General features: G+C 58.0%; 11 protein-coding genes. 9 read left to right on the plus strand and 2 right to left on the minus strand.

All coding sequences use genetic code 11. The features are described from left to right. Positions 1 to 7: 7 nt before the first annotated feature. The gene (locus tag HYP802_RS0102520) at positions 8 to 529 is read left to right on the plus strand and encodes a nucleoside deaminase (RefSeq protein WP_051463101.1); all 522 of its coding nucleotides are present in this window, start codon (positions 8 to 10) and stop codon (positions 527 to 529) included. Between the two features lie 42 nt (positions 530 to 571). On the opposite strand, the gene HYP802_RS23775 is transcribed toward HYP802_RS0102520, so the two are convergent. Next, the gene (locus HYP802_RS23775) at positions 572 to 727 is read right to left on the minus strand and encodes a hypothetical protein (RefSeq protein WP_197022708.1); all 156 of its coding nucleotides are present in this window, start codon (positions 725 to 727) and stop codon (positions 572 to 574) included. A gap of 311 nt (positions 728 to 1,038) precedes the next feature. Between HYP802_RS23775 and HYP802_RS22730 the strand changes: the two genes are divergently transcribed. The 4 genes from HYP802_RS22730 to HYP802_RS0102545 all read left to right on the plus strand — a co-directional run bounded on the left by HYP802_RS22730 (position 1,039) and on the right by HYP802_RS0102545 (position 7,160). After that, on the plus strand, positions 1,039 to 2,028 hold the full coding sequence (locus HYP802_RS22730; protein ID WP_013950457.1) for an AsnC family transcriptional regulator: 990 nt from the start codon (positions 1,039 to 1,041) through the stop codon (positions 2,026 to 2,028). A gap of 627 nt (positions 2,029 to 2,655) precedes the next feature. Beyond that, complete coding sequence (locus HYP802_RS0102535) at positions 2,656 to 3,372, plus strand: c-type cytochrome (protein WP_013950458.1); 717 nt, start codon at positions 2,656 to 2,658, stop codon at positions 3,370 to 3,372. A gap of 104 nt (positions 3,373 to 3,476) precedes the next feature. Continuing rightward, entirely contained in the window at positions 3,477 to 5,603 is a 2,127-nt protein-coding gene (locus HYP802_RS0102540; RefSeq protein ID WP_013950459.1) for a PQQ-dependent dehydrogenase, methanol/ethanol family, read from the plus strand. A 372-nt stretch (positions 5,604 to 5,975) separates the two neighbouring features. After that, positions 5,976 to 7,160 (plus strand): lipase family protein, encoded by a 1,185-nt coding sequence (locus HYP802_RS0102545; RefSeq protein ID WP_013950460.1) that lies wholly within the window; start codon positions 5,976 to 5,978, stop codon positions 7,158 to 7,160. Here the strand turns inward: HYP802_RS0102545 and HYP802_RS0102550 are convergent. Next, positions 7,148 to 8,485 carry a PepSY domain-containing protein gene (locus HYP802_RS0102550; protein ID WP_013950461.1) on the minus strand — a complete coding sequence of 446 codons (1,338 nt, stop codon included), beginning with the start codon at positions 8,483 to 8,485 and terminating at the stop codon, positions 7,148 to 7,150. The two genes, HYP802_RS0102545 and HYP802_RS0102550, sit on opposite strands and share 13 nt — an antisense overlap. A gap of 1,078 nt (positions 8,486 to 9,563) precedes the next feature. On the opposite strand from HYP802_RS0102550, the gene HYP802_RS0102560 reads away from it, so the two are divergent. The 4 genes from HYP802_RS0102560 to HYP802_RS0102575 all read left to right on the plus strand — a co-directional run bounded on the left by HYP802_RS0102560 (position 9,564) and on the right by HYP802_RS0102575 (position 13,916). Further along, positions 9,564 to 10,202: a CGNR zinc finger domain-containing protein gene (locus tag HYP802_RS0102560; protein ID WP_024275082.1), complete on the plus strand. Its 639-nt coding sequence runs from the start codon at positions 9,564 to 9,566 to the stop codon at positions 10,200 to 10,202. A gap of 358 nt (positions 10,203 to 10,560) precedes the next feature. After that, positions 10,561 to 11,412 (plus strand): alpha/beta hydrolase, encoded by an 852-nt coding sequence (locus HYP802_RS0102565; RefSeq protein WP_013950465.1) that lies wholly within the window; start codon positions 10,561 to 10,563, stop codon positions 11,410 to 11,412. Between the two features lie 65 nt (positions 11,413 to 11,477). After that, entirely contained in the window at positions 11,478 to 12,452 is a 975-nt protein-coding gene (locus HYP802_RS0102570) for a zinc-binding alcohol dehydrogenase family protein (RefSeq protein WP_024275083.1), read from the plus strand. A 69-nt stretch (positions 12,453 to 12,521) separates the two neighbouring features. Next, entirely contained in the window at positions 12,522 to 13,916 is a 1,395-nt protein-coding gene (locus tag HYP802_RS0102575; protein WP_024275084.1) for an FAD-dependent oxidoreductase, read from the plus strand. The last annotated feature ends 29 nt before the right edge of the window (positions 13,917 to 13,945 follow it).

Consider the following 13,945-nt stretch of genomic DNA (forward strand, 5'->3'; position numbering starts at 1 on the left):
TGGTCAGATGCATCGGCGAACGGTTCTCAAAGGCGGGGTAACGCTCGTCGCTTCGACGATCGCGCTCTCGCGTGAAGCGGGCGCGCGCATGGCCCCGGTCCTGCCGCAGGATGAGACATTCATGAAGATTGCGCTGCAGGAAGCTGCCGAGGCTGCCTTCCCGTTCGGCGCTGTCATCGTCAAAAATGGCGAGGTCCTGGCCCGCGGTCACAACCGAACAGGCATCGATCATGATCCGACGGCGCATGGGGAAATGGTTGCCATTCGGACCTTTCTTGCCACGCATGGACCAGAGGAATTGAAGGGCAGCACCCTTTATACCTCGGGCGAACCGTGCTGCATGTGCATGGGGGCGATCATCTGGTGCGGGATCGGGCGCCTCGTCTACGCGGCATCCGTCGAACAGATTGCGAGCAAGCTTGAACAGATCGACATTTCGTCAGAGTATGTGGCGTCGAAAGCGCCGTTCGCACCGATCGATATTGCGGGTGGTGTGCTCGCGAATGAGGCCATGCGCCTCTTCAAGTGAGTTCGCATTTCTGTCTCGGCAGGAGAGTGGGCGCGGGCGCCGTTACCGCTGCCATCCCCAGATGAGCAGTGCTGCGGGAAATACAATACCAAGAGCGATGAGCAGAAACCAATCGCGCGGTTTGAAAGTCGCGTCGTTGTCGGGTGTGGTTTCAAAGGTCCTGATACGTCTTTCAAGTTCCGGATCGAAGTGCTGCATCGAGAAACGTGTCCCTGGCTAGGTGTTCCGCGCCTGGAATCTGAATTTGTCCTTGAGGCGGCCTTTGCGATTATTTCCTATAGCGTTGAGCGAAGCTTTCACTCAGTGCTTTTTGTAGTTCTCGGGCGATACCCCTTTTGATAGGAGCCTATCGACAACAGCAATTCGTCGCAAACCATATTTTAGCAATGGCAATTCGTATTTGCGCGGACGTTCGGGGGATGCACGGTTTCGTCGCGGCCCGCTCTCCGCATTGGATTTGACAGAGATTTGAGAGCACGCCTTCAGGTGGCGTGCACCGGAGGGGAATAATGAAGCGAAACATGACGACGCCGGATTATCTCCGGCTCGTCGCGTCACTTGACGATATCGATCGACGGATCGTTTCGTTGTTGCAGGCCGATGGGCGGATGCCGTTCTCACACATTGCTCGTGAGATTGGCGTGACCGAGAAAACTGCGCGCAGCCGGGTGCTTGATCTTATAGAGCAGCGCGTCATGCAAATCACCGCCGTGACCAATCCAGCGCTCCTGGGTTACGGCGCATCGGCGCTTTTGGGCCTCACGACCCACCCGGATCAGCCGGCGACTAAAATCGCGCAAGAACTTCAGAAGATTCCGAGCATCGACTATGTCGTTGTTGCGACGTCGCGCTATTCGATCTTTGCCGAAGTCCTATGCAAGGATCGTTCGGCGCTTCAATCGACGATCGAAAACGAAGTTGGTAAAATACCCGGCATCCGCTCAATCGAGGCGATGCCTTATCTGAGCTTCCACTATCAGCTCGCACATTTCGCGGCGGTGAAAAATAAGGTGGTCGCCGAGGCTGGCGTGCGTCCGCGTGCAATCGATGCGATCGACGAGCGTATCATTCGCTCTTTGAGCGAGGATGGGCGCAAGCCATTTTTGCAGATTGCCGATGAACTCGATATTTCCGAAGGGCAGGTGCGCCTGCGATTCAAACAACTGACAGATACGGGGACCGTCAATGTCATTGCGCTGATCAACCCGATGAGCCTAGAATTCCGGTCGATGGCCTGGGTCGCGATCAACGTTGCGGCGGGGCATCGGGCAACCGATGTGGCAGATGCTTTGACGCGGCTTGCGAACACCACCTACGTGGTCATTTGTGCAGGACGCTTCGATATTCTATCGGAGTTCATCTGTCAGACGGATCGCGAACTGCTCGACGTAATCGAGCGAGACGTTCGGCCTCTGACTGGCATTGCGAACCTCGAGATCTCGATCTACAGCGAACTCTATTATAAGCGACTCACCCCGATCCGAGACGAGGCGGGTTAATCGGGCTTCTTCGGCGAGGCGGTGGCGCGCGATGATTGCGCTGGGATTGGCGCAATCCGATCGTGCGTTACAATTGTTCGCCCCGTGTCGGAGCGATGTGCTCTGTCGTCTATCTCGTGCTTCTGCGCGGCTAGTTCTGATGAAACGACAGGCCGGGAAGTCGAAAATCAGGCAGCGCAAACCTGCGGGGCTTTTTGTCTTTTTTTGCAGCGAATGTGGGGTCACGCAGTGTAGGCGATATTAGCACCGTACGTTCACGCCCTCGCGATACTTGATGTGGGTCATGGACTTTAGTCGGATTGATCCGTGTCCAGTGCTCTAGTGAACCTTAAGCTCGCGGCCACGGAGCGGACATTCCGGAAGCTCCCAGGCTGTGAGACCGCCTTCTAAAGTTCTTCGGCAGAACCTTCGCACCGTTCGGCCCGCTGGTGGATCTCAGGGAAGCATTTCAGGCTTTCGTGCGGCGAGTTGTGCCGAGTTTTCTGTTCAGCTGACCATGAGGGGATTTTGGCGTTTTGAGGTCGCTTGCTCGTGCCGCCGTCATCCCAAAGTTTGCTGCACCGAAATCGGAGCGTTCGAAGAGCGAAATCCATCTGCGCCGGGAATATTGAGCAGGTAGGAGCAATCATGACGTGCGAACAGGAACCTGTGAACGGCAATGCTGGCCGGCACAAGTTCAGGCGGCTGGCCGCGTTGGCGGCGATCGTCATTACTGTGTCGACGCCGGTCGTTTTCGGTGTGGCGTATGCCGACGGTAGACCAGCGTCGACTGTTACATTCGATGACAAGACGCTGGCCATCATCAAGAGCGGGGATGCAACGCGCGGCGCGGCTCTCGCCATTCAATGCAAGGCGTGTCACGGCCACGCCGGACTGAGCAACGCTGGATTGATGCCGACGCTTGCCGGCATGAATCCGCTGACCATCTACAAGCAGCTTCAGGATTTCAAGAACGACGATCGTCCTTGGCGGGACATGATCCAGATATCGCGTCTGCTTTCCACGCAGGATATGGCGGACCTTGCCGCCTTTTGGTCGGCGCAGCCGGGTTTGGGTAAGCCGCCATCAGGCGACGCGAACAGTCCAGGCGCCAAGCTCTACAATCAGGGCAATGCGGACAAAGGGATTCCGGCGTGCGCGTCGTGTCACGGTCCGGATGGACAATCGACGGGCGCTCCGCAGCTTGCAGGCCAGCAGGCCCCCTACATCCAGCAGCAGCTCGTCGAGTTCGCGTCCGGTATGAGGCACAACGATCTCGATGGGCAGATGCGCGGCATCGTCGGTTCCCTGACGCCGGAGGATTTTCGCGCTGTCGCAGCATATCTGGGCACGAACCAGCCTTGATCGCGCGCAAACGCCGATTCTTTGCACCCAGCCGGATTTTCACATCGTCCCAGAATTCGGGACTTACCGCGCCGGTATCCAGGCCTGCGCAGGAGAGACCTTAAATGCCAGAGAAACAATCTTCGGCTTCTATCGCGTTTCAGACGCCACGCAAGAACCTTCACTCACTCGCCGTCTTGGCGGCATGCGCCACGTCAGCGCTGGTTTTGCCATGGACGGCACACGTCCAGGCTGCTGAAGTCAATACGGCGCGCATCGTCCACGCCGACAAAACGCCGGGCGACTGGCTGACCTATGGTCGTACCTATAGCGAGCAGCGCTTCAGCCCGCTCAAGGGCATCAACGACAAAAACGCCAAAGACCTCGGTCTTGCCTGGTACGCAAACCTTGAGACCAATCGTGGCCAGGAAGGGACGCCGCTCGCAATCGACGGCAAGCTTTTCGTCTCGACGGCCTGGAGCATCGTCAAAGCCTATGACGGCAAGACAGGTGCACTGCTCTGGTCATACGATCCACTGGTGCCGCGAGCGAAGGGTGTCGATGGGTGCTGCGATTTCGTTAACCGTGGTGTCGCTGCCTGGAACGGCAAGATCTATATCGCGACCTTCGATGGTCGTCTGATCGCGCTCGACGAAAAAACCGGCAAGCCGGTCTGGAGCGTGCTGACGGTCGATCCCAAGGCGCCCATGACGCTGACACAGGCTCCGCGCGTCGCGAATGGTCGCGTGTTCCTTGGCGTGAGCGGCGCTGAATATCACATCCGTGGTTACACCTCGGCTTATGACGCCGAGACGGGCAAGCTCGATTGGCGCTTCTACACCATTCCCGGCGATCCCTCGAAGCCGTTCGAAAATAAAGCCATGGAAATGGCGGCGAAGACCTGGGACGGCGAGTGGTGGAAAGTCGGCGGTGGCGGCTCGGTTTGGGACGCGATCTCTTACGATCCGGAACTCAATTACGTCTATTTCGGCACCGGCAACGGACTCGAATGGAACCACGCCGTTCGTAGTCGCGGCGAAGGCGACAATCTGTTCGTGTCTTCGATCATCGCTCTGAAAGCCGACACGGGTGAGTACGTTTGGCATTATCAGGTGACGCCCGGCGAGGAATGGGATTACGACGCCGTCCAGCAGCTGATGCAAGCCGACCTCAAGATTTACGGCCGGACTCGCAAGGTTCTGATGCAGGCTAACAAGAACGGCTTCTTCTACGTTCTGGACCGCAAGACCGGTAAGCTGATTTCCGCAAACAACTTCATTCCCCAGACCTGGGCGAAGGGGATCGACATGCGGACCGGCCGTCCGATCGAGAACCCGGAAGTTCGCTACGATCAAACTGGCAAGCAGGTGACGATCCTGCCGGGACCGCTCGGCGGGCATAGCTGGCAGGCGATGTCGTATAGTCCGAAGACGGGCTTCGTGTACATCCCGACGCAGGAAATTCCTTGGTTCTACGGTCCGGATAAGAACTACAAGACCCAGGTCCAGGGCTGGAACTTGGCGACGGCCTCCGGCGCTTCTCCCGACCAGCCGGTGAAGGGTTATCTCCAAGCGTGGGATCCGGTGAATCAGAAGGAAGCCTGGCGCGTTCCGCATAGGGGGCCGTGGAATGGTGGCACTCTGGCGACTGCGGGTAACCTCGTGTTCCAGGGCACCGCGGCGGGTGACATCAACGCCTATCGCGCCGACAACGGGCAGCAGCTCTGGCTGTTCGATACGCAGTCGGCCGTAATCGCGCCGCCGATGACTTATGCGGTTGATGGCGTGCAGTACGTTGCGGTTCTCGTTGGCTGGGGCGGCGCCTATCCGCTGATGGAAGGTGTGAACTCAAATGCATCCGGCAATCTCCGCAACATCAGTCGGCTGATGGTGTTCAAGGTCGGTGGCACGGCGAAACTGCCTCCGCTTCCGCCGGAATCGAAGTTCGTCCTCAACCCGCCGCCGGAAACGGCAAGTCCGGAGACGGTTGCCAAAGGTGAGGCACTGTTCGATCAGTTCTGTGCGGTTTGCCATGGCGGCGGCGTTGTCAGCGGTCGCGTCAATCCCGATCTGCGCGCCTCGCGCTTCCTGAAGGATGATGCCTGGTTCGACATCCTGCTCAAGGGTGGTCTGCAGAATGCGGGTATGGCGTCATTCGCCAAGGTGCTCAATCATGACGATGCGGCTGCGATTCGAGCCTACGTCATTCACCGCGCAAACGTCGATAAGGACACCGGTAACGCGGCACAGTAATTCCCCTACCCCCAAGACTGGTCCGGACACAGCTTGCTGTGCCCGGACTTTTTTTATGCCTGGAGGAGCGCTGAGCTTTTTTATTCTAGCGCAATTTTAGGCTAAGCCCGATTGTGCACAGGCGTGTGATAATGTGATCCAGAAGCCCTATTTTGGTTTTGGTTACCGCGGGTGCGATGCTCATTACGGCCGGCGGCGGGGAGCGCTGGCGCAATCCGATCTCACCGCGGCCAATTCATCGGTGTCGGCTATCGTGGCCTTTCCGCTTCGGGCGCGAGGGACATCTTGAGATCCGGCGGCCAATGGAGGTTGCGGTGTTGTCTGACCGGATACGCTTGACGGCTAGCGCCCATGGACATTTGAGGTTCGTCTATGATCGATAAGTGTTTTGCCGTCATGATTGCCGCCGTTGCGTCGGTGTTTGCGACGCTGGGGACACATCCGGCGGCGGCTCAGTCTGCTTTCTATCAAGCGTCACCAGCTGAGATCGCCGGTCCGCCCGGTTCGATTATCCGAACGGAGCCGATGCGTGACAGCTGGTTCGGCGCGCGGACCCTGCGCGTGCTTTATCGCTCGACAGGTCTCAAAGGCGAGCCGATCGCCGTATCGGGCGCGGTGATCGTTCCTGGAGGAACGCCGCCGCCCGATGGATGGTCTGTGGTGGGTTGGGCACATCCGACGACGGGGATCGTTCCGCGTTGCGCACCGACGCTCGCGATCTTTTTCTTTCAGCAGATTCCGGGTCTCCGTATGATGCTGGAGCATGGCTTTGCCATCGCGGCGACGGACTATCCGGGATTGGGTACTCCGGGTCCGCATCCTTATCTGGTGGGAGACAGCGAGGGGCGCGCGGTTCTGGATTCGATCCGGGCGGCGCATGAGCTGCCGGGCGCGAATATCAGCACGCGATCTGTTCTGTGGGGGCATTCGCAATGTGGGCAAGCCGTGCTTTTCGCGGCGAAACTGGCGAAGAGCTATTCTCCCGATCTTTCGGTTCTCGGTGTGGTCGCGGCTGCACCGGCGACAGAACTCGGGGCACTGATGCGCGACGACATCGCGACGGCGGGGGGCAAGAACCTACTCGCGATGACATTATGGTCGTGGGACAGAGGCTTTGGCGCGCCAATGAGCGAGATCATCGTTCCGGAAGCGGTCCCGGACGTCGACAGATTGGCGAACATCTGTCTCGAATCCATCATCGATATTCGGCCGCGACAGACAATCGGCAAGGAGCTGACGCAACAGTTTTTAAAGGTCAAAGATCCGACCGCCATGGAGCCTTGGAAGCGTCTGCTGGCTGAAAATACGATCGGCACGCTGCCGCCGAGCGTTCCTGTTCTGATCGCGCAGGGGGCTGCCGATGTCGTCGTCGATCCACCGGTGACGGCTGTTTATGCGAAGTCGCTCTGCGCCGCGGGAAGCCGCGTCGCGATGTTGTCCTATCCCGGCGTCGGCCATGGAATGATCAGCCGCGATGCTGCAAAGCCGTCGGTCGATTGGATGGCAGATCGCTTCGCGGGGAGGAGCGCGCCGAGCGATTGCAATCACGCCGACTGATGCGCCTCACCTCGTAAACCAAGCCATTTTCGGATGGATTCCAATCGTCTCAATACGAGATCTTCGATGAGAAGCACGAGCGCAAGCGTCAGGCCAAACATCGGCATATAGACTGCGAGCAGCAGGATCGACACGATGAGAGCGGCGCCGACTTTCGGTCGCGCAAGCGCCATCGGCGCACCCAAAGTTCCAGCCGGACGCCGCTTCCACCACATGACGACGCCTGACACGGACAGGCCGACGAGGAAAAGCGCTGTCAGCGTACCGACGATCTGGTTTGCGATACCGAACAGCTGGCCTTCGTGCGCGGCAACGCCGTAGCCGATCGTCTGATCGATCCAGTGCCGCTCGGCGAAATCAGTTCGCTCGATAATGCGGCCTGTCGCGCCGTCGATGGTCAAATTACTTCGCAGCGGCCGATTGGCGGCTTCGGATGCAGCGAGCCACGGTCCTCCCGCTGCCGCAGGCGGTTTGATTGATACGGGTTGCGCGAGGTTCAATGGCCGGACCGTGGCAATGACCCGTTCGAGTTCGCCGGGACGACTGACGGATGCCATGTTTCCAACCGACATGTGCCCATGGTGCTCAGGTGTCATTGCGGCGGCTTTTGGGGGCTTGCCGCCAATGGTCCAATCGACCGGGCCACGCGCGCTGCCTGTGAGTTCGCGAATCTCGGTCAGGTAGGTTCCCCAGCCTTTCGCCCAGGGCAGTCCCGTTACGATCAGGAACAGCGCGAAGAACGAAATCCAGAAGCCCGCGGTCGCGTGAATGTCGCGCCATAAGCCGCGGCCGCCGCGTGACAGCCGCGGGTAGACGACGCCCGCCAGCCCGCGTCCACGCGGCCACCAGAGGTACATGCCGGTTATCAGCATCACGATCGTCCAGCAGGCCGCGATCTCGACCAGATAGCTTCCCACTGCGCCGGCAAGCAGTTCGCCGTGAAGGTGGAAGATCACTCTGAACGGGCGGCTCTCCTCGTCGGCGACGTTGAGTACTTGGAGCGTATAGGGATCGACGTAGACGCGAGACATTGCGCCGTCTTTGCCGACAAGAATTCGCGTCGCGTCAGTCGGTGATTGCGGAAGATAGTATTTTCGCAGCTGTGATCGAGGGACGGCTTTAAGAGCGGCGGAGACTTGAGCGTCGGGCGATGCAGGTGCGCCGTTGACTGAGAGGTTGTCGTAGGGCCGGTCGAGCCAGGCTTCGATCTGTGGACGCCACAAGTAAAGCGCGCCGGTGCAGGAGAGCCAGATGACGAACGGCATGCAAAAGAGACCGGCATAAAAGTGCCAGCGCCAAACAGCATTATACCAGCGCGAAGTCATGGAATGAACTTTCGTTACATTGAATTTGGTTGGAGGAGACGTTTTGTGGCGTCACAGGAGGCGCGGCGACATCGAATGCCGGCGCGACGGACATGAATGATCCTACTGACTACGACACGCACGGCATCAACCGCGTGCTGTCGCAAACAGGTTCAGGAGATTTGAGGTGGTGCGCGGGAGCCAAGGGCCGGTCCTGCTCGCGCAGGCGGCAAGACCTCGAATATTTGACCCCGCGTAATGACAGTCGCGAGGGCGCTTTGAATAATTGCGATCGTCGTCAGCGGCAGGTCGGGGACTGCAGAAATGGAAAATGCACAAGGCTGATGCTTTGAGCCGCCTGGCGTGGCGGGAAGCTTATGACCATTGGCGTCAAGGTCGATGGTTTGTTGTCCCAAGCCTGTGCAAATAACAATGCGGAAGGCGCCGATCGAAGTGCCGCTGAAGTCCGGCATGAAGCCGACGGGGATGAGCGAGCGAAGAACAAACACAAAAAGCACCAAGTGGCTAAGCCATTGGCGCATCGAGTCCGACCGTCTAACATCCCCTCGGATGTTCATTTTAAGCCTTGCCGAGCGAGGAGTATTCGCAGTTTTGGTTCGCAGCGCCGTCTAGCCTAACTGGCGGGCGTGTTTGGCTCAACTCCTCGTCAAGGCGATAGTCGCCGACGAGTTACCGTCCGAGCACAGTTCTGTGCCTAAGCCTGATTGGAAGCAGGCCCAATTTCCCATCGCATAGGATGCCTTCAAGAGGCGAGCTTGCGCATTGTGATCCGAATGATCGCGCGCAGAACTCATCGCTCTGGCCGAAACGCTGAGCGGCATTGAGCGCGCCAACACTTGGAGTCGATGATCGCTTTGGGTCGTGGGTGGCCGTTTGCGCGCAATTTCTATTGCTTCGTTTGTGCGTGGAACGCCGACGACATCCGTTTCGGGGTGGGGTGCTCCAGGTGCGAAGTAACTTTTAAAATATCAGTAAAGGGGTTATCTTGACGCAGTTAACTTGTTAAGGCAGGTTTCAGTGGTTACTTCGTGATGCGCGCTTACCTCATTCGCGAGCGGGGCTGAAATTTGGGACTGAAATGAGTGATCAGCGGCCTCCGGCGATGTTCATCGCAGATGCTCCGGGTTTGGACTTTCTGAATTCAATCGGCATGCCATTCGACGAGACCGTTGAGTGGATTACAAATGGCGATGATTTGCTCGCGTGGCTGACTTCGGCAAAATTCATCTCTCCCGAAATTGGAAGTCTGCTCCGGAAGAATTCTGTGCCTGGCGAGCTTGACGCTGCGGCTGCACAGGCGAGGTCTTTCCGCGAATGGTTTCGTGGCTTCATATACGAATATAAAGGTCGGCCGCTGAAACGCGGCGCGCTCCAGAAACTCGGTCCGCTTAACCATGTCCTTAGTCGCGACGAAGAATTTGGGCAGATCGTCGTCACGACGGATTCGAAAGGCGGGAAGCAAGGTCGATCTGAACTTGCTTGGTTGCCGGAACGCCGCTGGCGGTCGCCGGAATCGCTCCTTCTTCCCATTGCAAAGGCGTTTGGAGACGTCATCTGCTATGAGGATTTTCGCTACATAAAGAAATGCGAATCACCAACATGCACGATGCTGTTTGTCGATAAAACCCGCGCCCATACCCGCCGGTGGTGCAGCATGGCGCTTTGCGGCAATCGTGCGAAACAGGCCGCCCACCGGGAGCGCGTTCGCGGCGAATAGAGATCCCGCGTCTCGCAAATAGAGAGACGAGGTCGACCCAATGCTTCCGGGGTCGATAGCCGTCGTTCCGCCCCGTCTCTGGTCGCGGGACCTTTCCGACATCCCTTTCGCAAATGGAACCCAAGCAGCACCGCAAGGTAATGCTCAAGGTGTCGCGCCGCCGTTTTTCAGGCGTTTATGTGGTCGCCCTCACGCTCAGTTGCCGGAGTGGAGGGCCAAGACATCCAAGGCTCTCAAATTTCTCAACCTATCCTCTCGCGGTAACCTTGAAAACGCAAATTGACAAGTTACGCGCCCGCTAGTAACCCAGTAAATACTGTTTTGAAGGTTACGTAAAAAGCCTTTCAGGAGACTGGTCATGAGTGCCGTGCGGTATGCCAAGGTCGATGTGGATGGTGTTAACGTTTTCTATCGCGAGGCCGGAGATGCAACGAAGCCGGTGCTGCTGTTGCTGCACGGCTTTCCGAGTTCCAGCCACATGTTTCGCGATCTCATTCCACTATTGTCGGATCGCTTTCATGTCGTGGCTCCAGACCTGCCAGGGTTCGGCCAGTCTGACATGCCATCGCGCCAGAGCTTCACCTACAGCTTCGATAACATCGCGACGGTCATCGACCGCTTTACCGAGATTGTCGGTCTCAAGAGATTCGCGATCTACATCTTTGACTACGGCGCGCCGACGGGCTTGCGCATCGCTGTGAAGCATCCTGAGCGGATCACGGCAATCATCTCCCAGAATGGCAACGCCTACGAGGAAGGTCTGAGTGAGGGGTGGAATCCCATCCAGGCCTATTGGAAAGAACCGTCAGAAGCCAATCGCGCCGCGCTTCGCCCGTTTCTCGCTCCCGAGACGACGCACTGGCAGTACACGCATGGCGTTTCCGACGTCTCGGTGATCTCGCCGGACGGGTATGGTCTCGACAACTTCTATCTTGCGCGACCCGGCGCCGATGACGTTCAGCTTGATCTCTTCGGCGACTACAAAAGCAACGTTGCGCTCTATCCGAAATTTCAAAACTTCTTTCGTTCCCATAAAACGCCTCTTCTCGCCGTTTGGGGCAAGAACGATCCATTTTTTGTTCCTGCAGGTGCGGAAGCGTTCAAGTGCGACAATCCGAACGCGGTCGTCAAATTCTACGACACGGGTCACTTCGCTCTCGAAACTCACGCGGATGAGATCGCGGCGGACATTCGCAGCTTCTTGTCTTGATCCTTCACACCGTCGGTCGCTGGGCTGGTCTGCTGACGACCACTTTTTTCTGCGGAGTATTCATCATGCGTGCCATCGTTCTTGAGAAATTCGGCGGCCTGGACAGCCTCGTCTATAAAGACATTCCGGAGCCCGAGCCAAAGGCGGGTTACGTTGTCATCGAAATCAAAGCTTTCGGTATCAATCACGCCGAAATGCATATGCGTCGAGGCGAATGGGCGGAAGCCGCCGAGGTTAGCGGGATTGAATGCGTCGGCATCGTAAAGTCGTGCCCCGGCGGTGAATTTCCCGTCGGTGCAAAGGTCGCTGCGCTCATGGGCGGCTTGGGTCGCACGATCAACGGCAGTTACGCGGAGTACACGCGTGCGCCGGTTTCGAACGTCGCGTTGATCGAATCCAATCTGCCGTGGGCTGAGCTTGCGGCGATCCCCGAGACATATGCCACGGCCTGGACTTGCCTGTTTCGCAATCTCGAAATTCAGAAAGGGCAGCTTTTGCTTGTCCGCGGCGCGACGTCGTCGTTTGGCTTGGCGGCGGTTAAGATGGCTGTGAACGCCGGCGCTCGCGTGATCGCCACGACACGGAGCAAGGAGCGGTTTGCCAAACTCGAGGCGCTCGGTGTTGAGCGGTGCGAAATCGAGGGGCCGAAAATGTCCGAGAGGCTGGCGGAGAGCAAGACGCTCGACGCCATCCTCGATCTTGTCGGTAACAGCACGATCATGGACTCGCTCAATATGCTGAAGCGCGGCGGCCGGGCCTGCTTGGCAGGCTGGTTGGGCGGTCTCGAACCGATACACGATTTCAATCCGCTTCTGCAGATGGCGAGCGGCGTCAACCTCACGTTTTTTGGCAGCTTCGTTTTTGGAAATCCCGGCTTTCCGCTGTCGGATGTGCCTTTGCAAGACATCGCGCGGCAAGTCTCGGAGGGAAAGCTGAGTGCGAAGCCTTCGCGAATTTTCAAATTCGAGGAAATCCGTGAAGCGCACCGCGTCATGGAAGCCAATGAGGCGAATGGAAAGCTGGTTGTCGTTCACGGCTGAAACATCAGCGCAGTGAGAACCGTATGGGCGTTGCCGACAAATCCAAAGCAGCGCGGAGAGATGGTAATTATGTCTGAAGTAGAAGACGTCGACGCCCTCATTTTGGGGAGCGGCCAGGGCGGCAAGCAGCTGGCATGGCACCTGGGCCGATCCGGAAAAAAGGTTGCTGTTGTCGAGCGGCGCTGGGTTGGCGGTTCTTGTCCGGCCGTCGCATGTCTTCCGAGCAAAAATGAGCTCTGGAGCGCTAAAGTCGCCCACATCGTGCACAACGCGAAAAATTTTGGCACCGAGATCGGTAGCGTGACGACGAACGTCGCAAAGGTTCGTCAGCGAAAGAATGACATGGTTGATCGCGAGAAGGTGCTTCACCTCAGCGCCTACAAGGCGAGCGGCGCAGAGCTGATCATGGGGAGTGGCCGGTTCACCGCTCCCAAGACTATTGAGGTCGGCTCGAATGATGGCGGAACGCGTATTTTGAGAGGCAACGACGTCGTTATTAACGTCGGCTCTCATGCTGCCATTCCGAATGTTCCAGGGCTGCTCGAATCTCGTCCTCTGACGCATATCGAGGCGCTGGAACTCGACTATGCTCCCGAGCGATTGATCATTCTCGGAGGCGGATATGTCGGAATCGAAATGGCACAAACGTATCGCCGCTTTGGCAGTCGTGTGGTCATCATAGAGCCCGGAGAGCAACTGATGGGGCGCGAGGATGCCGATGTCGCGTCCGAGATGCTGGGAATCTTGGTGTCCGAAGGGATCGAGGTTTTTCTCGGCGCAACTCCAATCGACGTCCAGGGAATGTCGGGGGACGCTGTTGCCGTCGTTATCCGTTCATCATCGGGAGATAAAAGGATCGAAGGCAGCGATTTGCTGGTTGCTGTTGGACGTGCGCCGAATACGTCCGGGATCGGATTGAATGCGGCCGGTGTTGATGTGACGGATCGCGGGTTCATTCGTGTCAACGAAAGCCTGCAGACGACGGCGCCTGGCGTTTGGGCAATTGGTGAGTGTGCGGGAAGCCCGCAATTCACGCATGTTTCCGTCGATGATTTCCGAATTGTGCGCGAGAACATGGCTGGAGGCACGCGGAAGACGAGCGACCGTCTCGTTCCCCACGTCATGTTTACCGATCCACCGCTTGCTCGTGTCGGCATGGATGAGGGAGAAGCTCAACGGCAAGGCGTTCCGGTACGCGTCGCCCGACTGCCGATGAGCCACGTGTTGCGCACGAACGCGACAGATGAGGTCGAGGGCTTTATGAAAATTCTGGTCGGCGCAGACGATGATCGAATCCTCGGATTTTCGATGATTGGAGCCGAGGCAGGGGAAGTGATGACGACCGTGCAGACCGCGATGCTTGCAGAGCTTCCCTATCCCAAGCTGCGTGATGCCGTTATTGCCCATCTCACCTATGCCGAGGGGTTGGGGCCGCTGCTTGGAAATGTGCCCGGCAGCGCCTGACGGACGATTTTGGCAATTGCTCCATGACT

The organism is Hyphomicrobium sp. 802 (assembly GCF_000526135.1).
Taxonomy (GTDB): domain Bacteria; phylum Pseudomonadota; class Alphaproteobacteria; order Rhizobiales; family Hyphomicrobiaceae; genus Hyphomicrobium_B.